The organism is Clostridium sp. DJ247, from assembly GCF_014231265.1.
The window spans coordinates 114,745-138,574 of sequence record NZ_JABAIW010000003.1; the positions used below are offsets into that span (position 1 = coordinate 114,745).

The window sequence follows — 23,830 nt, forward strand, 5'->3', positions numbered from 1 at the left end:
GGAGGAATACAAAAATGGAGATAATTATTGGAAAGTATACTTTAGAAAGTTTAACTACAGGTATGTATAAAGATCCGTTTATTCTATATAGAGAATATATTCAAAATGCAACGGATTCAATTGATGAAGCCGCGCAAAAAGGTATTCTTTCTAATGAAAGTGGCTGCATAAAAATAGTCGTTAATGATGCTGACAAAGAAATTATAATAGAAGACAATGGAATGGGAATAGACTCTATTAATGCATACAAGATACTAACGGATATAGGTAATTCAAAAAAGAAATATACAACTCATAAAGGTTTCAGAGGAATAGGTAGATTAGGCGGCTTAAGCTATTGTGAAAAACTTGTATTTGAAACAAGCTATATGGGTGAAAATAAAAAAACTATAGTTGAATTTGATAGCAATAGACTTAAAGAATTGTTAATACCAGGTAAATTCGAAGATTATACTATGGTCGATGTTATTAGAGAGATAACAACAGAAAGTTTTAAGGAAGAAGAAGAAATAAAACATTACTTTAGAGTAGTATTAAAAGGTGTATCAACAAAACATAAACTATTGGATTTTGATAGAGTTGAGAATTATTTATGTCAGGTTGCGCCTATTCCGTTTAATAAAAACTTCATAGTCAAGGATAAAATTTACAATGAACTTGATAGACTAGGATTAGAAAAGAATGAGTATATATTAAAAATTGGAAAAAGCAAACAAGAATTTAGACAGATTTTTAAGCCATATAAGCGAAAATTTTATGCTGATATAAGCAAAAAAATTGAGGATAAAATTGAGGATGTTGAATTTAAATTAATTAGAGACGATTATTTAGATAAGAATGTTGCTCTGGTATGGTATGGCAAAAGTAATCTTTATGGCACAATAGTTGATGATAATGTAAAGGGGTTAAGAGTACGTAAGTCAGGGATTCTAATAGGTGATAGATTTTTATTAAATGATATATTTAAAGAAGAGAGATTTAATGGTTGGATTCAAGGTGAGGTTCTTGTATTTGATGACAAAATAATTCCAAATGCAAGAAGAGATGATTTTGAAAAGAATGATGAGTATCTTTTTTTGATTGAAGAATTAAAAAAGGTGGTTGATGAAATAAACTCAGAAATACGCGAAGTCTCAAAGATTAGAAATCAGAAGAAAGACGGTTTATATCAAACAAGTTTAAATGACTTAAAAGAAGCATGCAGTGACCTAGAAAAGACTATACCAGCAGTAAAAACAGAAAGTTTAGATGAAGAGTTTAAGGGATTATATGAACAACTTGAAAAAGAAGATGATGATAATGATATTTTAAATAAAATAGAAGTCGTTCTACGTGGGGAGCTTGACGATAGAGAGATTATTAGAATTATTATGGATAAGATAAAAAATGCAATAGATAAAAATTAATAGTAGTATCGGAAATCGCTTGCAGTTGGTTTACAGCAGTAGGCGATTTTTGTTTGTAAATATATATTATTATTGAAGGAAAATCCAAAATTATGTTGAATAAAATATTTTGACATGACTAATTGTGGAAATATTACTGTTTAAGGAGGAATATAGCATATGTATGTTTGGAAAATTGAAAATATAAGTGAAATCATTAATAAAAAACTTGTTATAATTGACCCTACTGAAGAAGAGGAAAATATTAAAGGAATTCAAATTTTAGATGAATCAGAGGATAGTGAAATAATTAGCAAGCTTTTAGCGCAAGAGGATGGAATACAGTTATCAATTTTTAGAAAGGAGTATGAGCTATTTAAGAAAAGTGTAATTATAAACAAAGTAAAAGTTGAAGGTATGATGACAGATCTTTCAATTTATTTCACTGAGAATATGCAAAATTGTTTAGATGACATAAGTATTCAACTATCTGAATTATCAAATCAGGAACTGGAGTGTGAGAGGGGGATTGAGATTTTTTCAAGATTATATTTAAAAATGGTTGAATCTGCTTTTTCTAAGATAATGGCAATTAATTGTTTTTTAATTGAAACTATAAATAAAGGGCAACCTAAAAAAATAACTGAATACCTTGATATGGGTATTGCTAGTATGGAGAATATCATTTCTTCTCAAGTTAATAATGATTGTCATTTATTATTATATGGTTATAACCGGATAATCCGTAATTCTATAGCACATTGTAAAATGAATACTAGACAGTTTGGAAAGAAAATTGTTTTTATTGATGAGTACAAAGGTAGACAAAAAACAATTGTATTAGAGCATGTTGAATTTAGAGAGTTGGTATATTTGTTATATATTAACATAATTACCCAGATTACTGCGAACAAATATTATTGGCAGAGTATGTTAGAAAGAAGTGCTTTAGTTACTTTACCAATACTAGATGTACAAACTTATTTAACTTGTATAAGAGATGAACTATATGGACAGTATAATAATATAAATAAAATAATTAAACAAAATGAGTTTGCTAATGTACCTAAATTTGATGTTTTTAAAATTGAATATGATAGATATAATTCACTAATTATATCTATTAGAATAGATTGTTATTGTGAACGGTTATTACAGATACTGCTTAAGGTAACAACTTATACGATTGCAAGAATATGTAGATACTTTGAGAAAAGTATAAATTTTAAATTAACACACATAAAGACCTATATTTTTGATATAGATGACTCATTAATTATGACTGGTGGTTGTGAGATAGTTGATATTGAAAGTCCAATAGAAACTTCTTAAAGAATACTAATGTTTAAATAAGAAAAAAATTGAATTAATTAATAAACTTTATACGTATTGAAAATATTAAAATGATATAGCAAGTTGGTCATAAGTTGGTCATTTCATGACCAACTAAGGTACTATTTGCCTTTGTTATAAATTTCAGCTAATTCTTTAAGTGACACTTCTTTACAAATGGGAATTAAAGTGAATTAGTTTTACTGCAAGTTGTGAAAATAATAAAATTTAGTGATTGAAAATGTATCATTTATAGAGTTTATGTAAAAATATCACCGATTTCAAACGAGACCAGTGATATTCATATATTATTTACACTTAACTACAATGAAGGTATCGATTTTAAAATAAAAACTTTTCTTGCTACTAAAAATTAATGATTAATATAGTTTAGTAATACTTTATGTAGCTTATTAACACCGGCACTGTTTGAAGGAAAATTGTCGATTGAAAAATCATTAGAAGTCAATGTAATTTTACTTAGTACCTTTTCAAAATCTGATATTGTTGGCACTTGTCCAACCATATTTAGTGATAAATAAATATCTCTAAAAAGTTTCATTAAAGCTTTGAATCCAACGGCTTTATTCAAAATTAAACCAGTTTTACCATTCCACGCATTCGGCCATTTTTGTTCAACCACACTGAAGTAATTCCAGAGTATCTTAGCTATTTTCTCATCAGAGTCACTATCATAGAACTCTTGAAATATATATTTGTTGCTTTCATTTTTAGCATTTTTGTTTGTGGATATTTTTAGTACATTAATGAGGCTATTACTCTTATGTTTTTTTTGATCATTATTTAAATACTGTAATATTCCTTCCACAATGGTTGATTGTGTTAAAGAAGGAATGGTTTCTATTTCATTACAATATTTATAAGTTTTCTTTGGAGCAGTACCTAGAATTTTTATTTTGTGATAAAAAGGGCTTCCTTCTGTGATGTTTAATAGTTTCACAATGTTATGACACGCCTTTTGTGGGCTTCTTTTATTTGAAAGTTCATATAAATCATATACAAGAGATTTATTTACTTTTGTTTGAGTTAAATTAATAGTAGAAAAGACAGTTGCTTGGTCCGATAGCTCCATATCAATAAAAATTGTTACATTAATATCGAATATACTACCATTAAAATTCTTTAAACCAGCTATTCTATGTTGACCATCTATGATTTTTGCAACATTTGGTAAGCTTCTAATCTTTATTTCATTTCCATCGAATTCTTCTACATTTTCTGAAGATATTGCTAAAATAATTGCAGTTGGGAAAGTAGCATCAAAAGTGTTGACATATTGACTTAATTCCTTAACTCTTGAATTAGATAATGGTCTCTGTATTCCTAAATATTTTCCTATGTCATCGTCTTCCTGAATTTCACGCATATCAGAGTATGATATGTTTATCAATTGATTATAAGACATACAACCAATATAAAAGGTACCAATCGGTTGATTAACCTCAATGCATTTAAATTTTATATATTCACTATGGTCTGACATTTTATCACCTCACTTTATTAAATTTTTCTTGTAATTTGGCTGATTCAGTATCTTCATTTTTTTTCGGATCAAATGTACTAATTTTTTTATCTTGGATTGTCATATAAAAGAATAATAAACATGCAATAGTGAAGATAATATAAGACCCTAACCTTAACAAATCTATGTTAATTGATAGAGTTGTTGATATATTATCTACAGTATAAACGCCAGTATACAAAAGTCCTAACATGAGAAATGATATACAACCAATTATGATACCGAATTTTGGAAGTTTCATCAGAAATGCTGATGTCATTAAAGATGCACTACAAATTAATAAATCGCCATGAATATATATTATGGAGATATCTGGTGATTTTTGATTGAAATAGATAAGTATAAGAAATCCGAACCATAAAGGAAATAGGTTTCCAATTAGCGTTGCTAAGAGTATACCTGCACTTTGAACTATTAGCTTTAAATTTAATAGTATAGTATTCATATGCAGATTAGTAATGAATCTAGGCAATTTAATTAAATTAAAGCCATTTTTTACTTTTAGTTTCAAATTAGATAAATTTATTTGCAAATGATCACCTCCCCTAATTTAACATTATTCCGTACTTTAGTAGCTTATATTACATAAGTTTACACAAAATGTAACTAAAAAGCAAGGTTGTCCTGTTTGTTTTATGATAATTAGGCTCTATTTCAAAGAGTTCCGAGAGCTTGTAAAATCTACGCAGGGTTAAATAAACTCCTGGTGTTTATGATAATATAAGAGAAAGCTCAGTTATACCTACCTCGCAAAGAACTTAGGTGTAAAAGTAAGCTCAAGGCAAGCCATTCGCTATTGGGGTACCCCTCTATAGTAACAACTAGAAGTTACTGCCTACTACTATAAATTTGGTTACTAAAAGTGAAAAAGTTAAAAATATACGTAAGTCTTGATTAGCAAGCTTAAGGTGAACCTCTCGCTGTGGAGTCAAAACCTATAGCATGAATTGGAAATTCATACTTACTAAAATTCAGCTTAAAATCACCTTGGAAGTATTACCAAGAAAATTAGATTATAGAGAGGATTGCAAGGTTATTTTAAATGATGTGAAAAAGATTATTTATGAGCAAGCAAGGACAACGTGTTTGTCCTTGCTAAGGTACCTGGTTCCACCCGCAATTTGTAAAATTTTAAGAAGTTGTCCACAAACAGCCTTAAGGCTGTTACCTTAATTGCTTAATAATAAATTCGAGTTACACCTTTCGCTATTGAGGATAAAACATACCAAAGAAGATACAATGGAAAATTATGAATAAGATCTATAACAGTAAAAAACGTCATAGAAATAAATGCTTGAGTAGTAACCGGTAAAGTTTGGAGATAAGAATGAAGATATTTTGGCAGAAAAAGATAGTAAATAAGCACTAATTCAATATAAACTATTTATGCCTCTAGGATTATTTTTTATCTCATTATCAAATTTAATAAGCCAAACTAATCTGCTATAATTATACAATAACTACTAGGCGGTGGAATAAATGGATATCAACACGACGAACACCAAGAAAAAGAGATCTGATTCCTGGATTGATATAAATACTAATAATAAAAACTTTCTTGGTAGAAAGAGAGTTGATTATAGTACTTTTCAAAGAGGAACGACCATACCAGAAAGATATCACAAGGTCTTTCTTGATAACTTATCTTCGGAAGTGATAAAAGGAAAACAAGTAAAGGTTAAATTATATGTAAATAATAAAGAGTATAATGCTGTTGTAAGATGGCCTAATTCGAAAGATAGGAAAGGTGTTACAATACAGCTTTTATATAGTAACAAATCCTTGAATGAGTTACTTCAAAATAAGTTATCAGTGAGTTATGACTATATAATAAATTATATAAAAGAAAATGATAAAAAACCAAATGTTATACCAGATGAATATACAGAATACATAGATTTTTATAAAGGTGATATCCTTGATACATTTATTATGGAACTTATAAGCAAAACCTCTGTTGATAAAACTGAAGATGAAGAATTGATGAAGATATTATTGAAGATTCAGATGAGGAATTTTATACAGTAAATGCAGTAAGAGAAGAACTTAAATATGTCCATGATTTTATATCCAGTAAGGGTTTTACATACGACCAAGAATTAATTAATAATTTCTATTTAAGTCTAAAAACTAAGCCTTTTGTTATTCTTTCAGGCATATCAGGAACTGGTAAGAGTAAAATAGTGCAATTATTTGCAGAGGCTTTAGGTGCTGAGTGTAAGATAATTCCCGTAAAACCAGATTGGTCTGATGCTACAGATTTATTTGGATATAGAAATATAGAAAGTAAATTTACTCCAGGTATAATAACTTCCATAGCTTATGAGGCAATGAAGTATCCTGATTAACCATATTTTATATGCTTAGATGAAATGAATTTAGCTAGAGTTGAGTACTACTTCAGTGATATTCTATCATTAATGGAAACTCGTCATTTAAATGAAAATGGTGAAATAGTTACTAACCCTTTATTAAGCAAAGAACAGTTTGGAAGAGATGAAAGAGCTTTTGATAAATACGGAGATGTATACATTCCGCAAAACCTATATATAGTTGGCACTGTTAATATGGATGAAACTACTTTTTCATTTAGTAAAAAAGTATTAGATAGAGCAAATACTATAGAGTTTAATAAGGTTGATTTTAATTTTGATTTTGATGCAGTGAAAGAAGAAACCGTAGAAATCAGAAACTATCATAATGATTTTCTAAAATCTGAGTATTTAAAACTAGCAGATTGTAGTGAAGATAAAGAATTAGCTGTTAGAACTATAAAAATGCTGGTTAAAATAAACAATATATTAGAAGTATACAATTTTCATTTTGGCTACAGAGTGAGAGATGAAATAGTATTTTATAGCCTATATGCTGTGAAAAATGAAATAATGGACTTTGATACAGCAATGGATTTTTCAATAGTTCAGAAAATACTTCCTAAGATAAATGGCAGCGGCAGTGAAGTATTAGATGCACTTATAGATATTTATAATCTGCTAAATGGTACAACTTATAATAATACTGGATATCTGGAAGATGAGGAACTTAAAAAGATGCAAGTGAAAGCTGCTGAGAGCAAATACAAACTGTCTAGAGAAAAGCTTATATACATGATGCGGAGGTTTGTGAGAGATGGATTTACAACCTTCTGGCAATAAGGATGAATTACTGTTTATAGATACAGAGTATATTTACTTCACTATAAAAGGAAACAGCTCATCAGTAGGTTATGGAAGTGAGAAATCTTTAACTATCATTTTAAATGATGTAGAAGAAATAAAAGATATAAATCAGTATATATATTTCAAGGAATATACTAGTTACGAAGTTGTTATTGAGAGAAAAGATAAGGTTAATGTAGAGTTTTATCATGAAAATATAAAGTGAAACTTGAATCAGATGGGCTTTTTGGCCCACCTGATTCTTAGTTAAACGAATCCATGGACGTAGCCGCTCTTTACTCTCACTTTGGAGAAGATGAGAGTATTAGAGCGGGTAGTCATCGGATAAATATAAGAAATAAAGTAACACCTACAGGCAGAACAGGAAATATACTTAGTGGAATTATTAACTTCAAGGGGGATATTGGCTATTCTGACCTTTATGTTAAGATAAATGGCAAAATGCATCTTAAGATTACTCTAGAGATATTACCAAGTAAATTAGATTATAAAGAGGATTATATAGCCATACTAAGTGACGTTAATAAAGAAATATATAATTTAGCTTATGGATTTTTGGGACGTACATATCTAGGTATGGAAATAAACAATAAAACCTCAAATAGCTACAGTGAATTTTACAGCATATTGAATTATGTATATGAAAAACTAATAAGATCCATTAATTTAGTTGTATCCAATCCTCATCATGAACTAACTAAAGACAGTAAGGTATGTAAATATCATTCACTAAAAAATACTAATAGGGATACTGTAAAGTGGCTTGAGAAAAGACCACATTTTAGCAGGCGTAGATCCCAAGGAAGAGGATATAAATACAATGCATAGATATAGGGATGCTATAGTTTATAGTAATAAAGGTGATGCTTCCTATGAGAATTGTATATTTGGAGCCTTTGTGTTATTTCCCTATAAGCATGAAGAAGAATATAGAAACCATGACTTTTACAAAAGTATAGAAGAAGTAAACATAGGTGGATTGCCCTTTCTTCCCACTTCTACAAGTTTAATAAAAGAGTTTTTAGATAAGCTTATTAATGAATCCTCTTACTCCACCTTTGAAAGAGATCTATAACTTCTATCACACACCTTGCAGTAACATAAATCTAGCAGAACATAACATTAAATACGTAGCTTTAGCACAATCCAAGAACAGCTTCGAAAGCCATGCTGGAATTAAGTACTATGGAGAAATTAAAAATATCAAAATAGTTAAAAGAAGAGACATTATAGAAATTCCAAAGGATTCAGATGAAGAATATTACATGATAGAAGTAAATCAGTGGAAAGAGCTTGAGAGAAAGATAGAGGTTTCAGGATATCAAGTAATTAGAATATTATATACCACAGAATTTTTATTGAAAAATGCAGCTATAGTAACAGAACTTTGTATCAAATCCAAAGAAGAATATAGATTATGGCAAGAGCTTAAGAGAATAAACTCTAATGTTTATACAAAAGGAGATAAACATATTAGTAAGGATAGCAAAATCAATGGTTTTTCCATTCAGGGTATAGATATAACTGTGGCTGATGATACCATTGTGGTAGGTAACAATATTGCTGTCTTTACAAAATCAGATTTTAATAAAAAACCAAGAGTGGTAATGCAAGAGATCATGAAATTAATGAAATTAATGGAAATAATGAAAAATAAGTCATAATGGGAAGGTAAGTTGTTAGAATTTAAGATTGGTATTGCCAACAATAGATATAGATAATTAATAAAACTTATGCTAAAATTTAAATAATAAAAATAGAGTTATGGTACTGGAACTAAGGAGAAAATTATTATGGGAGAACTTGCTAGGTTTGAAGATATAAGAATAAAGATGTATCCTATGGATACTCAAAAACATAAAGAACCGCATTTTCATGTGATATTAACAGATGGCAATAAAGCTTCAGTTTCAATTGCAAATGGAAAATTACTTGAAGGAAAATTGAATAAGAGACAAAAAGATTTTATAAAAGCTTGGATGTTAATTCATAAAGAAGAACTTTGGGATAGATGGAATAAAGCTGTAGCTGGTGAATTTATAGAAAGAATTGAACCTAAACAAATATAGGGAGGGATAGTTTAATGCAGAGTCCAGATATAAAAAAGGCAGAAGTTTCAAAGGATTACACTTTAATATTGACTTTTATAAATGGTGAAACTAAGTTGTTTGATATGAAACCTTACCTAAAGTACCCAGTATTTAAGAGTCTTAATGGATATGAAGAGTTTAAAAATTTTTCAATAGTTGATGGAACAATAGAATGGAAATGTGGAGCAGAATTAAGTACAGATACTTTTTATATTGATAGTAAAAATATTAATAAAGAAACATTAAAAGAGATGTAATTTGTGATGAAGCGTATTTTATGCTTCATCTTTCTTTTGAGAATATTTTCAAAAGATATTTACAAGGATTAAGAATTAATTTCCTAGTATTAATAAGAGCAAGCAAGGACAACACGCTTGTCCTTGCTAAGGTACCTGGTTCCACCCGCAATTTGTAAAATTTTAAGAAGTTGTCCACAAACAGCCTTAAGGCTGTTATTTCAATTGCTTAAAATAATAAAGATGTTTCAATCTTTATTATAAATTCCTATAAAGTTTCAGGTACATTTATCATTATAAAGATGAATTACTGTTTATAGATACCGAGTATATATACTTCACTATAAAAGGAAACAGCTCATCAGTAGGTTATGGAAGTGAGAAATCCTTAACTATCATTTTAAATGATGTAGATGAAATAGAAGATATAAATCAGTATATCTATTTCAAGGAATATACTAATTACTAAGTTGTTATTGATATAAAGGATAAAATCTTTTATAAAGACTTATATCTCTGCACCTTTTAAATATGATAATGATGTAGTAAATAAATTAAAGTCTATGGAAAGGGAAATTACTAAAAGGCTAAATACATCCTTTCTAAATGTTGTGAGTATAGATCATAGAAATACTGATATTTCCTTAGTATTTACCATGGGCAGTGGCTATAAAGAAATATATAAATACTATTTAATGCTGCAGAAGGGATTAAGTATTAATAACAATATTTTATCCCTTTCTATGAAAGAGTTATCCTTGCTTTATGAATATTGGTGTTTTATTAAGATCAACTCCTTACTTATGGAGAAGTATAAGCTTATCACTGCAGATTTTATGAAAATTAATAGAAACGGAATATCTCTTTTATTAAAAAAGGGTGTTTCCTCAACTTTACAATATGAAAACCCTATAACAAAGGAACGATTCCAGGTATCTTATAACTCTAAGAAAACTTCAAAAACTGTTGCTCAAAAGCCTGATAACATTCTTCAAATCTATAAAGAAGGTAACAATAAAGCCTATGAATTCATCTTTGATGCAAAGTATAAGCTTGATACCAGCAGTGAATACTGCACCAAGTACGGAGGTATAGGTCCAAAGGAAGAGGATATTAATACAATGCATAGATATAGGGATGCTATAGTTTATAGTAATAAAGGTGATGCTTCCTATGAGAATTGTATATTTGGAGCCTTTGTGTTATTTCCCTATAAGCATGAAGAGGAATATAGAAACCATGATTTTTACAAAAGTATAGAAGAAGTAAATATAGGCGGATTGCCCTTTCTTCCCACCTCTACAAGTTTAATAAAAGAGTTTTTAGATAAGCTTATTAATGAATCCTCTTACTCCACCTTTGAAAGAGATCTATAACTTCTATCACACAACTTGCAGTAACATAAATCTAGCAGAGCATAACATTAAATACGTAGCTTTAGCACAATCCAAGAACAGCTTCGAAAGCCATGCTGGAATTAAGTACTATGGAGAAATTAAAAATATTAAAGTAGTTAAAAGAAGAGACATTACAGAAATTCCAAAGGATTCCGATGAAGAGTATTACATAATAGAAGTAAATCAGTGGAAGGAGCTTGAGAGAAAGATAGAGGTTTCAGGCTATCAAGTTATTAGAATATTATATACCACAGAATTTTTATTGAAAAATGCAGCTATAGTAACAGAACTTTGCATCAAATCTAAAGAAGAATACAGATTATGGCAAGATCTTAAGAGAATAAACTCCAATGTTTATACAAAAGGAGATAAACATATTAGTAAGGATAGCAAAATCAATGGTTTTTCCATTCAGGGTATAGATATAACTGTGGCTGATGATACCATTGTGGTAGGTAACAATATTGCTGTCTTTACAAAATCAGATTTTAATAAAAAACCAAGAGTTGTAATGCAAGAGATAATGAGATTAATCAAAATAGAAAGTTCTAAGTGTATCTCTCACTATGAAGACTAAACCTATAGAAAGCAGGAACTTCCAGTTTCTGCTTTCTATAGGTTTTTTTAACGTGCACTACACAAAGTACAGAACAGATATTAAGTCAGAAAATCTAATATAGTTAAAGTCTTCCATTATAAATTTGGAGGCTTATTTCACGAATAAAAAATATATAAATACTTATTAGAGTTTAGTTAACAAACAGTAAATTATGTTAACTAAACCTAAAGTAAACTAATATCACAAAAAATATTTTTCATAAATAAGCATATAACAAGTTAAGATTGAAGAACAAATGTTTGTATATGATGTGGAAAAATGAACCATACTATTCCTATAAAAGTTGGAAAGGGGATATAGCATAGTTTATTCATGTATAAAAGAAAATTACTCTTTATTATTAAAATAAGAAAAGAAATTTAGTCTCCAGATGGATAAAATTCTAATAGGAGATACTTTAAAATATATAGATTTTCGTATAATAAAGGCAAAATAACTTTAGTAGATTACGATGAAATGACATCCGCAATGGAAAATTAGTATGGTTTATTCCTGTATACATAATCGTATATAGATAAACATTTTATTGAACTATTTGTTTTTATCAATTAAAATTAAGATACATAATAGGATTAGGAAGGTGAACTAATGAAGCCTGTACATTATGAAGATTTAATAATGAAAAGAGCTATGGACCTTTTTGTGGAGGAAGGACTAAAGTTTTTTGGAATAGATAAAAAAGTTAAAGAACTTGGGCCTACAGAATTAGTAGTTTTAGAAACTAAAAATATGTTTATGGATTATACATTCTTAATGGAAGATGATAACTTTATACATTTTGAATTTCAGACTACTGATAGAGGAAATGTAGATTTAAGAAGATTTAGAGCCTATGAATCATTATTAAGTCATCAAACAGGAAAAGATGTACTAACTTATGTAGTTTATTCAGGTAATATCAAAGCTCCAAGGAACACATTAATAACGGGAATAAATGAATATAAGGTAAATACAATATCTATGGCTGATAAGGATGGAGATAAGATATATAATGATATTGTAGAGAAGATAAGATTTGGAATGGATATTACAAGAGAAGATATAATATCGCTGACATTTACTCCTATAATGGGTGGTAGCACAAGTACAGTAGATAAAATACTTAATGCTATAAAAATAGTAAAAGATTTAAATAAAGATTATAAGTATGATGTACAATCAATACTATATGCTTTTGCAAATAAATTTTTAAGTGGAAAAGATTTAGAAAAAGTAAAGGAGGGATTGAGGATGACTGAACTTGGCAAAAGTCTAATCCAAGAAGGCATAGAAAAGGGTAGAGAAGAAGGTAGAGAAGAAGGAAAAGCAGAACTTTTAATTAAGCAGCTAATAAAAAAGTTTAAAAAAGTACCTAGCGAATATAAGGAAAAAATAAAATCACTTCCAGAGGAGACATTGGATATAATTGCGATAGATATTTTTGATATAAATTCAATTGAAGAATTAAAACAATATTTTGAGTAAGTTGAAAAATATTAAATACTATAGTAAGTTCGAGTGGATCACTCTCTCAAAGGTATCGGGTTCCACTCGTTTTTTTTGTTGAACTTTAGAAAGTTAAACTACTTTCATAAAAATAGCCATAGAAGATACTTTAAAAACTATAGATTTATCGTATAAAGGTAAAATAACTTTAGAAGATTATATAAAAGTATTGGTTCGTATTTAAAGTAGTTAAAATAGGAGTGGTAGAAAATGTGTAGATTAAATCCTAAGGTAGATTTTGTATTTAAAAAACTATTTGCAAGTCCAGAAAATAAAGATATATTGATTTCATTTATAAATTAAGTGTTATCGGAAAATGAGTAGATAAAAGATATAGAATTAAAAAAAACATATATCATAGCAATTATAAAAAAGGTAAAATGACTATATTAGATATAAAAGCAGTGAATGAAAAGGGAAATTGGCATGATGTGGAGATGCAGTTAGGAGAGCAGGGGTTTTATGATAAAAGAGCATTTTAATACTGGGCAAAGAGAAATATATAATTATAATTGTGGAAGAAAGGTAAGTTATGGAAGTACTTAATTTAGATGAAAAATTGAAAAGCTTTTTGAAGGATTTTAGTAACTTTATAGATTATTTGGTATCTAATGAAGTTACTATAGGGAAAATAAATAAATTTATTTCGCCCAAATTTTTATTTGAAATGAATAAAGTTATGAAGAAGAAACAGGAAAATACTACACTGAAGAGTACTCAACTAGCATACCCCTTACTCCATTTGTTTTATAAATTATCAGTAAGTGGTAGGCTGTTTAGGGAAAAAGTGCTAAAAGGTGGAAAAATAGTTTTAAAATCCACAGATAGAGTTGAAACATTTAAAAAATTAAGTAGCGTGGAAAAATATATTGCTTTAATAGAGATATTTTGGGTAGATTGTAATTTTGAAAAATTAAGATTTCAAACTTATGATCATATGAGCGTATATTCAGTTACGAGAATTATACATGATATTTCATCAGGAAAAGCAAATGAAGTTATGTATATAAATGGTGGTTTAAAAAACTTTAGTACTATTTTATTGTATTTTTCTTATTTTGGTATTATGAGTATTAAAGAAAATAAAGAAGAAAAACGGGAAAAGCATGAAAGATATTTTAGCCCAAGTGAGATTATAATTAGTCCAATTGGGTTAGAGATAACTAAAATACTTAGTGAAAGTAGAGCACTAGAACAATGGAATATACCTGATAGAAGGGAGTCTGGTGAATGGAAGATAAATTTTAAGGAAGAGTTTTATATGCCCTTTAAGAAATTATTCAAAATAGGAGAACTAGAGAATACACTGCCTAGAGACAGCAATAAATTTAAAGATGGAATATATATTTAAAGTTTATATAGATAAAGATATATGGGCAAAGATACAGCTAAATGGAATGCATACACTACATGATTTACATAATTATATTCAAGATGCTTTCGAGTTTGATAATGACCATATGTATTCCTTTTTTATGGATGGTAGAGCTTGGTCAAATAATAAATTTACATATCCTTATGATGAGGAAGGTCCCCATGCTGATGAAGTAAAAATTGGAGAATTAGACTTAAATGAAAAGCAAAGTTTCTTATATCTTTTTGATTATGGTGATGAATGGAGATTTAGGGTAGATGTCTATAGTATAGAAGAGATGGAGATTAAGTTGTTAAATCCACAAATTACAGAAAGTAAGGGTGAGCCGCCAGAACAGTACCCTGATTCTTAGTTGAACGAATCCAGGGACGTAGACGCTCTTTACTCCAACTTTGGAAAAGATGGGAGTATTAGAGCGGGTAGTCATCGGATAAATGAAAAGATAAAATCCTTTATAAAGATTTATACCTCTACACATTTTAAATATGATAATGATGTAGTAATAGGCGTACGGCAACGATTCGTGTAAAAATCAGCCATAAGACAGTATTTTCCATTTATAAGAGCTATAAAGCAAAAATGGAACTACTAACTTGTGGCTGTTATGACGTAAAATATTACGTACTAACTCAAAATTATACTCATAAGCAGCTTATTATTATTGAGATTCAACTTCTGTAACTGCATTTATAAACAATCCAAAATCAGATAGTAATGATGAAACAAAACGCCAAACCAATACTGATAACCGTGTACAATCAAAGAATAAAGTAAGTAGCACATAATCCAACCCACTTTATGGTCCGAATTACATTTTATAGCTGACTTTTAATGAAATAAAGCCGTTAAAGGAACATTCCATTCCTCTAACGGCTTTATACTCTTATCAATATATTTAATAATTTTTTAGCATTCTACTTTCTATTATTGAATTGAATTCATCAACTCAAAGAAATACTTTGCCTCGTGGGTTTTATAAAGGTTGTACCAGGAATTTAAGGTTTGAGGTGAAAGTATATCTAAAATTTCCAATATATGCACAGTAAATTCAAGGGGAGCTATTCCAGAAGCAGTAATCAAGCTTCCATCAGTTACTGCATATTCCTGTTTATAGTACTTTTCTCCAACATAGCTTGGACAGACCATTTTAAGATACCCCAGGTCGTTGCTTGTATGATCTCGTTGGTCCAATAGTCCAGCCATTGCAAGTCCTATTGTAGCACCACAAATTGCCCCTACAACAATACCTTTCTCTAAACACTCTTCAGCCATTCTTATAATGGGAGCATGAATTGCTTCTGTCCATGTATTTCCACCAGGTAGAATCAAAGCAGCAGCCTCTTCAATACTACACTCCTTAAGTTCAATCTCCGGCAATATCTTCAGACCTCCCATTGTAGTAATAGGGGTCTTATCAATTCCCACAGTTATCACCCTTAGTGGAGTCAATCCCTTTTTATAGTACCTTCCCGAATTTATTTCAGTACTTAAATAACCTATTTCCCAGTCTGCCATTGTATCAAACACATAAAGATATACTGTATTTCTCATTTTATATTCCTCCACTTTCATTTTTTCTTACTATTTAGCATCGGATGGTTTCAATCTCCACCTTGTTCAATTATATATTATCTTCACTGACAAATTCGGTCAGTGAAGATAATGAGCCAACAAATCCCTAAGAACTGCTGCAATAGTAGCTTTAAAACTATTTGGTTCAAGCACCTTTATTGCTTTACCATAAGAAATTAGAATATGGGGAACATAGGTATGGATTGAGCTTTCATCCATTACAAAAATCGCCTTATTTTCAGTCCGTTCTGTCAGATGATGCCCCAAAAACCAATGTAAGCATAGGTCATTTAATGCTTCTGACTTACCCTCAATTATTAAAGTACAAAGGTCTACTTTAATTTCCCCCTTCGATAATAGGTTTTTTGTAAAAAACTCACGTGCCGAAAAAACTTTAGGGCGCTTAAACGTAATTTGGGTGCTTATAATATTTACTATTCGCTCTACCCTAAAGCTACGGATTTCATTCCTGAGATGGCAGAATGCGATAGTATACCATTTATTGTTCCAATAAACAATGCCATAGGGGTCAACAACTCTATGCTTGGAATGCTCTTCATGACATGTACAGTATTCAATATCTACAGAGTATTCATTAGCCACAGCTCCCTCAAGTTCCATTAATATTGGCTTGACAGAAGGATCACTAATACGGCTCACTACTTCAAATCCGGCTAAATGACGATTGAGTATTTTCTCTTGTTCTTGATTCGAAAACATCTTTAACTTTGATGTTGCACTATTTAGTGCCTCACTAAAGGGATATCCTGCTTCCTTTGCAAAAACGGCAGCATGCAGAAGTGATTTTTGCTCTTCAATATCAAAAACCAGTGGTGCTCTTATAAAATTGTGAAGCAAACTATACCCCCCATTATGACCTGCTTCCGATATTATTGGCACCCCACTAACACATAACGCATCAATATAACGGTAAACTGACCTTATGTGTATTTCTAACCTTTCCGATATTTGCCTTGCAGTTATTTTTTCACCTAAATTCAACATCCACAAAATTGCTAACATATTATCATTTTTGGGCATATTACAAACCTCATTTTTCTCTTTGTTTTAATTAAATATAATTTACTAATAATGAAATGCAAAGTACCAGGCACTTAAATTACGATTTTTAAACTTATTATTTTCCTATTTTTGTGCTAAGAGCTTAAGATATCTTCGTAATGTAATACGATCTTGAATTAACTCTTATATAAATTATACCATTAATTAGTATTAATCAAAGAGTTTAACACAAAAGGTAGGGGTTTTGTGTTAATACAATTTCATGTCACAAAAGCCTGTGTTTTATATTTTGTGATATCACAAAAGTAATGGGGGTATTTTTGTGAAAGGTACGGTATACTGTAGCTATAAAGTTTTTATAAGAGAGGACTTACGCTATGTCAAAAATAGGTTATGTACGAGTATCTACAATAGATCAAAACACAGACAGACAGGAAATAGCATTATCTGAATTAGGAATTCAAAAACTTTTCATTGAGAAAATATCAGGTAAAAATACTGAAAGACTACAATTCAAAAGGATGATGGAATACATTAGAGAAGGCGATATTCTGTATATAGAAAGTATATCTCGCCTTGCTCGTAGTACACGGGACTTGCTTTCCATAGTGCAGCAACTTCAAGACAAAAAAGTGGAGCTCGTTTCTTTAAAGGAGAATATCGATACTGCAACTCCACAAGGACGATTTGTTTTAACCATATTTGGAGCACTATCTGAACTAGAAAGAGAAAGTACTCTCCAGCGTCAGCGTGAAGGTATTGTAGCTGCACATCTAAAGGGTAAGAAATTTGGCAGACCAAGTATTGAAAACCCTAAGGATTGGGATAAGGTAATAAAGCTCTGGAAAGATGGGGAAATTACTGCAGTTGAAGCAATGAGCAAATTGAATATGAACCGTGGCACATTTTATCGAAGAGTCAAAGAAATAGAAATTTTATAATTATTTTTACAAAGGAGGCTGTTACTTATGCCTGGAGTTCATGAAACGGTATATCCAAGATTTAAAAGCAGTATTTCCGAAAAAGAATTAAATGACATCTATACCCCAACACAAGAGGAACTAAAATTTTCTAAGAAAGTTGCCCGAGGTGAGAACGCAAAGCTTTGCTTTCTGATTATGCTTAAAAGTTTTCAACGACTGGGTTATTTCGTAGCTCCAGTAAATATCCCACAGACTATAATACAACATATTTCTAAGGTAACTAATATCACTATTTCTTCAGGAGATATTGAGAATTATAATAAATCCGGAACAAGATTGAGGTATGTTCAAGTAATTAGAGAATATTTAAATATAAAACCATATGGATCAGAGGCTAGACATGTACTAGTTAGAGCAATTGGGGCATCTGCAAGAACAAAGGATGAACCCTCTGATCTTATAAATGTTGCTATTGAAGAATTAATACGGCAGCATTATGAATTGCCGGTTTTTAGCACATTGATAAGAGCATCAAATAGAATAAGAGTATCTGTATATAGATTTTTTTACCGTCAGATTAATAATATGCTTAGCGAAGAGTTCAAGAATAAAATTGATAAACTCTTAGAATCTGAACAAGATAATATTTATACTTCATGGAACTTTTTAAAGCAGGAGCCTGGTACACCCACACTTATGCATCTAAAAGATTTAGTCAATTATCTAACATGGTTATCGTCGCAAAATGTTGGAATTGAAGTTCTTTCAAATATTCCAGATATTAAAGTTAAACAGTTTGCAGCTGAAGCAAAGACTCTTAATGCTGCACAAATGAAAGCGTTAGAACCTAATAAAAGATATACCCTTGCAGTAGCATTATTGGCTGTTCAAACTGCAAAAGCATTGGATGATCTGGCTGAAATGTTTATTAAAAGAATGTCTAGTGTTCACCGAAAAGGAAAAGAAGCACTTGAATTATATAGGACTAAGAATATACAAACCACAGATAAATTAGTAGTAACGCTGAGAGATATGATTTTAGCTTATAAAAAAGATGGAAGTATCGAGGAAAGATTTGCAGCAATCCAATCTGTTATTGAAGAAAAAAGTGATGAGATGCTTAGTGATTGTGAAGCACATACAGCTAATGCTGGTAACAATTATTATTCGTTTCTTTGGAAATATTACAAGAGCCATAGGGTAACTTTATTTAGTCTACTTAGAAGCGTTAAACTCCATTCCACAAATCAAGATATATCACTAGAGCAATCTTTAAAATTTCTTCGGGCAAATGAAAATATACGAAAAGATTTACTGGATTCAGTTAAAATTGAAAACAAGGGAAAATCCACTGAAAATAAACTTCAACTTTTAGATCTTTCATGGGTATCGGATGATTGGTGGAAACTCATAACTGGATACAGCAATAGGAATACTTATCCAGACAAAATAAACCGCAGACATTTTGAAGTATGTGTGTTTACACAAATATTGTGGGATTTAAAATCTGGTGATTTATATGTTAAAGGCAGTGATAAATTCTCTGATTATAGAGATCAACTTATAAGCTGGGAAGAATACGAGGAAAGCAAAGGGTTGTATGGTGAGCAAGCAGGGATTCCCGTTGATAGTCATGGGTTTATTGACCACGTAAAAAATTGGCTTAATGAGTCCATTGAGAAAACAGACAAGTCTTTCCCTTCTAATCAGTATCTAAGAATAGAAAAAGGTATCCCTACTTTAGTGAAGCCAGAAAAAAAGAAGTATCCTTAACAGTTGAAATTAATTGAATCATTGATTTCAGAGCGATTAAAACCTATCAATATTCTTGATGTGATTACCGATACTGAATATTGGCTTAACTGGTCAAAGTATTTCGGCTCCATTTCTGGCCATGATGGAAAGATTGAAAACTCAATTGAGAGGTATCTTATAACGTCCTTTTGTTACGGTTGCAATTTAGGACCTACTCAAACTTCTAGATCACTAGAAGGTATCAATCGTAAGCAGGTAGCATGGATAAATAATCGCCATATAACAGAAGAGAAAATAGAGTTGGCTATTAAAGATATTATAAACGCCTACAATTGTTTTTCACTGCCTAAGTTTTGGGGTTCTGGTAAAAGAGTCTCTGCAGACGGCACAAAATGGGACTTGTATGAACAAAATCTATTGTCTGAGTACCACATAAGATATGGAGGATACGGTGGAATTGGATATTACCATGTTTCAGACACTTACATAGCTCTATTTAGTCATTTTATTCCCTGTGGCGTTTGGGAAGCAGTATATATTCTGGATGGAATGCTAAAAAACGAATCCGATATTCAACCAGATACCATCCATGCGGATACACAAGGTCAAAATTCACCGGTTTTTGCATTGTCTTATTTACTAGGCATTAACTTGATGCCCCGTATTCGAAACTGGAAAGACATCACACTTTATAGACCCTATAAAAATGCAAAATATGAACATATTGATGAATTATTTTCTGATACCATTGATTGGAATCTTATTGAAACCCACTTTCCTGATATGTTAAGAGTTGCATTGTCTATTAAGGCTGGCAAAATTACAGCTTCAACACTTTTAAGAAAGCTTAGTACTTATAGCAGAAAAAACAAGTTATATCAAGCTTTCAGAGAGCTAGGCAGAGCTATTAGAACAGGATACTTAATGAACTATATTGGAGATGAAGAACTAAGAAGTACAATACAGGCAGCTACAAACAAAAGTGAAGGATTTAATTGCTTTACTAAATGGGTGTTGTTTGGAGGAGAAGGAGTTATTGCAGAAAATAATAGAGATGAACAGCGAAAAATAATAAAGTATAATCATCTAGTTTCCAATTGTATTATTTTTTATAATGTTTTTCATATAACCCAAATTCTTTAGGAGCTAGTCATGGAAGGTCATAAAATTGAAGAGGATACTATAGCTGCTTTAAGCCCCTACATTACTCAGCATATTAATCGTTTTGGTCGTTATAATTTAGATTTAAATCGTAAGCCACCGAATATAGACTATAATTTATACTTGACCATGGCATAAATGGCAATTCACTACATTAGATAATAACGGCAACGTGTTAAAATTGGTAATAACTGTCTTATGGCTGTTTTTTACACGAATCGTTGCCGTACCCCTAATAGCAAACAGAAACTTCCAATTTCTGTTATGACCTCTGAGGTCGTAGCAATAACTGGAAGTTATTGCTTATTATTAGAGAATTATCATTACATTTAAGCATACCTAAGAGTACTTTACATGAACAGAAAGATAAGATTTTAAAAAAACTTAGAAAAATTATAAATAAAATTTAAAAATTTTCCGGACACCCCTTCACTTTTTCGGCTTAAGAAGTGAAGGGGTGTTTTTATAATCTCTTCTTGTTCCTTGGAAACTGAATATACGGTATATCAGGAAAACTACCTTTGCTGCTAGGAATGGCAAGCAATGAAAGCAGAGCGCCATGACCATTTTAGATGAGAGCGATAAATCTGGCTTGAAATAGCCTGTGGAAGGGCTAATTGCGATGATAAGCAAAGGGATTAATTGTATTCAAAATTCCAAATCAAACTCATAAATAGGTTGTTTATTATAATCTACTTATGCAAAGATAGTTTTACTAAATGTAATTCGGAAAAAGAGAGCAGAAGGATTTTGCTAATTTCTTCAGGACTCTCTTTTTTTCCTTTTTGAATCCATTCAAATAACCCATCTGATAATATTGCACTCCTTAAAACTACAAAATATGACCAATGAGAATCTTTTATATTAAGAAGGTTTCGAACAAATGAGAACTTTTGAATATATAAAGAGTTAAATTGATTTTTAAATAGAGACCGTTGATTACTCATTATTAATACTTTAAGCAATATATCATGTTGATCCCAATATTTAAAGAACAGATTATATAGATCCATTTCATAAAAATTTGATAGCTGCTTTATTTGACCGTATATGTAATGAAATAATTCATCCATGGCTTTATCAACCTGAAATTTCAAAACATCCTCAACAAAATCAAAATTCCTGTAAAATGTAGCACGACCAACCTGTGCTCTATTTACAAGAGTGGTTATGGTAAGTTTCTCCCATTGATTTTCCAGTATTAATGATGTCAAAGCCTCAGAGATTAATTGAGTAGTAATTTTTGCGCGTTTATCTTCCTTTATATGATACAAAACATTGCCTCCTGTCTCACATGGCTTAAATCTATTGAATTAAAGAATTAAAAGCCTTATTATATAACTATAAGATATGAAACAATTGTATCATAGGAGGAACCGATATGTCAAAGAAAGTATTAGGTATCTGCTTTAGCGAAGTAAGAAATGGAAATAGTGCCATATTACTCAATGAAATAATGAAGCCGATAAAAGCAAAAGGTTATGAAGTTGAGCAAATAAATATCGGCGATTTTGATATTAAACAATGCTTAGGATGCTTTAAATGCAACAATGCCACTTTTTCATGTATCTTGAAAGATGATTTGAAAAAGATTTTGGAGAAAATTGATTCAGTAGATGCAATAGCAATAACTGCACCATGCTATATTTTGACAGCTCCCTCACAGATTAAGGCATTAATGGACAGGACAGCGGCAAGAGCCCTGGACAGAATTGAAAATGATGTAACAAGACGCCCGGGAGTTGCACTTTCCGTAGCAGGTGCAACACATACCTGGTACTCAATGCAAAGAGCATTGCCAAGTTTGTTTCTGCAGTTAAACAATTGTGATGTTATAGAACAAAAAGTATATGGTGGGATAGCTTTAAAAGGAGACATATTGAATCATCCGGAAGTATTGAAGGAAGCAAACCTTATAGGGGAGAAGCTTGTTTCAGCTATGGCAGGTAAAAATCCGTATGATCCTGTTGCTCATTATGAGGAGGATTATCTAATATGTCCAGAATGCAAGGGGGATTTGTTTCAATTACAATCAAACGGACAAGTGAGCTGCGGTATATGCGGAACTGGTTTGAAAAGAAAAGGTTTAATTAATCATCATTATGAAGTTGTCAGCACTGGTAAATTTACTAAAGAAGGAGCACAGGAACACACCCGCTATGTTGGAGGAAGAATAATAACAGGTATGGATCTTGCTGAGGAAACAGTCCGTAGGCTGAAGCTTTATGAAGCTGATGGAACAATAATCGATAAAAAACCTGCAGCTGAGCAAAAACGTGAGGTTGGTAATGTTATATGGGAACAGGAAGCAGAAGATACCTTTAAATCAGTTGTGCCGAAAGCATTCCAGGAGTTTGTTAGAGTGGCAGTCGAGAAAAAAGCAGCAGCACAAGGTTATTCAGTTATTACAAAAGAAATTTTCCTTGCAATTAAAAAAGCATCAGGCAATTAAGGTAGATATAGGACAAATACTCAGGAAATTATGTGAATATAAGGGAGTAGAAATAATAGAAGCAAATGCATGTCCAGATCATATACACATGCTGGTAAGTATTCCACCTAAATTGAGTGTAGCACAGTTTATGGGATATCTAAAAGGAAAAAGTTCACTTATGATATTTGATAGGCATGCAAATCTGAAATATAAGTATGAAAATAGACAATTTTGGTGTAAGGGGTAAGCAAACAGAAACTTCCAGTTTCTGTTATGACCTCTGAGGTCGTAGCAATAACTGGAAGTTGTTGCTTATTAAGC

General features: G+C 30.7%; 27 protein-coding genes and 2 pseudogenes. 24 read left to right on the plus strand and 5 right to left on the minus strand.

Annotated elements, in window-relative coordinates:
- Positions 1-14: 14 nt before the first annotated feature.
- Both HGI79_RS02355 and HGI79_RS02360 read left to right on the plus strand, forming a co-directional pair.
- The gene (locus HGI79_RS02355) at positions 15-1,406 is read left to right on the plus strand and encodes an ATP-binding protein (RefSeq protein WP_185649114.1); all 1,392 of its coding nucleotides are present in this window, start codon (positions 15-17) and stop codon (positions 1,404-1,406) included.
- A 159-nt stretch (positions 1,407-1,565) separates the two neighbouring features.
- Complete coding sequence (locus HGI79_RS02360) at positions 1,566-2,717, plus strand: hypothetical protein (RefSeq protein ID WP_185649115.1); 1,152 nt, start codon at positions 1,566-1,568, stop codon at positions 2,715-2,717.
- A 373-nt stretch (positions 2,718-3,090) separates the two neighbouring features.
- Here the strand turns inward: HGI79_RS02360 and HGI79_RS02365 are convergent, their stop codons facing one another.
- Complete coding sequence (locus HGI79_RS02365; RefSeq protein ID WP_185649116.1) at positions 3,091-4,221, minus strand: DGQHR domain-containing protein; 1,131 nt, start codon at positions 4,219-4,221, stop codon at positions 3,091-3,093.
- A gap of 4 nt (positions 4,222-4,225) precedes the next feature.
- Complete coding sequence (locus HGI79_RS02370; protein ID WP_185649117.1) at positions 4,226-4,792, minus strand: hypothetical protein; 567 nt, start codon at positions 4,790-4,792, stop codon at positions 4,226-4,228.
- Between the two features lie 410 nt (positions 4,793-5,202).
- Here HGI79_RS02370 and HGI79_RS23615 point away from each other — a divergent pair, with 410 nt between their 5' ends.
- The 17 genes from HGI79_RS23615 to HGI79_RS02450 all read left to right on the plus strand — a co-directional run bounded on the left by HGI79_RS23615 (position 5,203) and on the right by HGI79_RS02450 (position 14,993).
- Positions 5,203-5,433, plus strand: coding sequence for a DUF2357 domain-containing protein (locus HGI79_RS23615; RefSeq protein WP_185649118.1), 231 nt, complete (start codon positions 5,203-5,205; stop codon positions 5,431-5,433).
- Between the two features lie 306 nt (positions 5,434-5,739).
- Positions 5,740-6,288 carry a hypothetical protein gene (locus HGI79_RS02380; RefSeq protein ID WP_185649119.1) on the plus strand — a complete coding sequence of 183 codons (549 nt, stop codon included), beginning with the start codon at positions 5,740-5,742 and terminating at the stop codon, positions 6,286-6,288.
- A gap of 116 nt (positions 6,289-6,404) precedes the next feature.
- A complete protein-coding gene (locus HGI79_RS22445; protein ID WP_313885175.1) occupies positions 6,405-6,608 on the plus strand; it encodes an AAA family ATPase in 204 nt (67 codons plus the stop codon).
- A gap of 24 nt (positions 6,609-6,632) precedes the next feature.
- Entirely contained in the window at positions 6,633-7,415 is a 783-nt protein-coding gene (locus HGI79_RS02390) for a hypothetical protein (protein WP_185649120.1), read from the plus strand.
- On the plus strand, positions 7,390-7,644 hold the full coding sequence (locus HGI79_RS02395) for a hypothetical protein (protein WP_185649121.1): 255 nt from the start codon (positions 7,390-7,392) through the stop codon (positions 7,642-7,644). Before HGI79_RS02390 ends, HGI79_RS02395 begins: the two co-directional genes overlap by 26 nt.
- Positions 7,645-7,697: 53 nt before the next feature.
- Positions 7,698-8,267 (plus strand): DUF2357 domain-containing protein, encoded by a 570-nt coding sequence (locus HGI79_RS02400; RefSeq protein WP_185649122.1) that lies wholly within the window; start codon positions 7,698-7,700, stop codon positions 8,265-8,267.
- Positions 8,260-8,514, plus strand: coding sequence for a nuclease domain-containing protein (locus HGI79_RS02405; RefSeq protein ID WP_185649123.1), 255 nt, complete (start codon positions 8,260-8,262; stop codon positions 8,512-8,514). The genes HGI79_RS02400 and HGI79_RS02405 overlap by 8 nt, the downstream gene beginning before the upstream one ends.
- Positions 8,498-9,103 carry a hypothetical protein gene (locus tag HGI79_RS02410; protein ID WP_185649124.1) on the plus strand — a complete coding sequence of 202 codons (606 nt, stop codon included), beginning with the start codon at positions 8,498-8,500 and terminating at the stop codon, positions 9,101-9,103. Before HGI79_RS02405 ends, HGI79_RS02410 begins: the two co-directional genes overlap by 17 nt.
- Positions 9,104-9,232: 129 nt before the next feature.
- Positions 9,233-9,508 (plus strand): DUF4160 domain-containing protein, encoded by a 276-nt coding sequence (locus tag HGI79_RS02415; protein WP_185649125.1) that lies wholly within the window; start codon positions 9,233-9,235, stop codon positions 9,506-9,508.
- Between the two features lie 14 nt (positions 9,509-9,522).
- Positions 9,523-9,786, plus strand: a complete 264-nt coding sequence (locus tag HGI79_RS02420) for a DUF2442 domain-containing protein (RefSeq protein ID WP_185649126.1) — start codon at positions 9,523-9,525, stop codon at positions 9,784-9,786.
- A gap of 491 nt (positions 9,787-10,277) precedes the next feature.
- Positions 10,278-11,141, plus strand: coding sequence for a DUF2357 domain-containing protein (locus tag HGI79_RS02425; protein WP_313885176.1), 864 nt, complete (start codon positions 10,278-10,280; stop codon positions 11,139-11,141).
- Positions 11,125-11,739 carry a hypothetical protein gene (locus HGI79_RS02430; protein WP_185649128.1) on the plus strand — a complete coding sequence of 205 codons (615 nt, stop codon included), beginning with the start codon at positions 11,125-11,127 and terminating at the stop codon, positions 11,737-11,739. Before HGI79_RS02425 ends, HGI79_RS02430 begins: the two co-directional genes overlap by 17 nt.
- A gap of 630 nt (positions 11,740-12,369) precedes the next feature.
- Complete coding sequence (locus HGI79_RS02435; RefSeq protein WP_185649129.1) at positions 12,370-13,245, plus strand: DUF4351 domain-containing protein; 876 nt, start codon at positions 12,370-12,372, stop codon at positions 13,243-13,245.
- Between the two features lie 231 nt (positions 13,246-13,476).
- On the plus strand, positions 13,477-13,569 hold the full coding sequence (locus HGI79_RS23450; RefSeq protein WP_313885171.1) for a PD-(D/E)XK nuclease family transposase: 93 nt from the start codon (positions 13,477-13,479) through the stop codon (positions 13,567-13,569).
- 77 nt (positions 13,570-13,646) lie between these two features.
- Positions 13,647-13,748: a hypothetical protein gene (locus HGI79_RS23455; RefSeq protein WP_313885172.1), complete on the plus strand. Its 102-nt coding sequence runs from the start codon at positions 13,647-13,649 to the stop codon at positions 13,746-13,748.
- Positions 13,749-13,798: 50 nt separating this feature from the next.
- On the plus strand, positions 13,799-14,617 hold the full coding sequence (locus HGI79_RS02445) for a hypothetical protein (protein ID WP_185649130.1): 819 nt from the start codon (positions 13,799-13,801) through the stop codon (positions 14,615-14,617).
- Positions 14,601-14,993: an IS1096 element passenger TnpR family protein gene (locus HGI79_RS02450; RefSeq protein ID WP_185649131.1), complete on the plus strand. Its 393-nt coding sequence runs from the start codon at positions 14,601-14,603 to the stop codon at positions 14,991-14,993. The genes HGI79_RS02445 and HGI79_RS02450 overlap by 17 nt, the downstream gene beginning before the upstream one ends.
- Before the next feature lie 572 nt (positions 14,994-15,565).
- Here HGI79_RS02450 and HGI79_RS02455 read toward each other — a convergent pair.
- Positions 15,566-16,192, minus strand: a complete 627-nt coding sequence (locus HGI79_RS02455; RefSeq protein ID WP_185649163.1) for a type 1 glutamine amidotransferase family protein — start codon at positions 16,190-16,192, stop codon at positions 15,566-15,568.
- Between the two features lie 99 nt (positions 16,193-16,291).
- Entirely contained in the window at positions 16,292-17,254 is a 963-nt protein-coding gene (locus HGI79_RS02460; RefSeq protein WP_185649132.1) for a YafY family protein, read from the minus strand.
- Between the two features lie 359 nt (positions 17,255-17,613).
- Here HGI79_RS02460 and HGI79_RS02465 point away from each other — a divergent pair, with 359 nt between their 5' ends.
- The 3 genes and pseudogenes from HGI79_RS02465 to HGI79_RS22455 all read left to right on the plus strand — a co-directional run bounded on the left by HGI79_RS02465 (position 17,614) and on the right by HGI79_RS22455 (position 21,213).
- On the plus strand, positions 17,614-18,177 hold the full coding sequence (locus tag HGI79_RS02465; RefSeq protein WP_185649133.1) for a recombinase family protein: 564 nt from the start codon (positions 17,614-17,616) through the stop codon (positions 18,175-18,177).
- A gap of 27 nt (positions 18,178-18,204) precedes the next feature.
- Positions 18,205-19,932 (plus strand): DUF4158 domain-containing protein, encoded by a 1,728-nt coding sequence (locus tag HGI79_RS22450; protein ID WP_207725681.1) that lies wholly within the window; start codon positions 18,205-18,207, stop codon positions 19,930-19,932.
- Between the two features lie 60 nt (positions 19,933-19,992).
- Positions 19,993-21,213 (plus strand): annotated as a pseudogene (locus tag HGI79_RS22455) (transposase).
- 554 nt (positions 21,214-21,767) lie between these two features.
- Here HGI79_RS22455 and HGI79_RS02475 read toward each other — a convergent pair.
- On the minus strand, positions 21,768-22,349 hold the full coding sequence (locus HGI79_RS02475) for a TetR/AcrR family transcriptional regulator (RefSeq protein ID WP_185649134.1): 582 nt from the start codon (positions 22,347-22,349) through the stop codon (positions 21,768-21,770).
- 107 nt (positions 22,350-22,456) lie between these two features.
- On the opposite strand from HGI79_RS02475, the gene HGI79_RS02480 reads away from it, so the two are divergent.
- Positions 22,457-23,527: a flavodoxin family protein gene (locus HGI79_RS02480; RefSeq protein WP_185649135.1), complete on the plus strand. Its 1,071-nt coding sequence runs from the start codon at positions 22,457-22,459 to the stop codon at positions 23,525-23,527.
- Positions 23,523-23,753 (plus strand): annotated as a pseudogene (tnpA, locus tag HGI79_RS02485) (IS200/IS605 family transposase); the annotation flags it as partial. The gene HGI79_RS02480 and the pseudogene tnpA, both read left to right, overlap by 5 nt.
- Positions 23,754-23,830 lie beyond the last annotated feature (77 nt).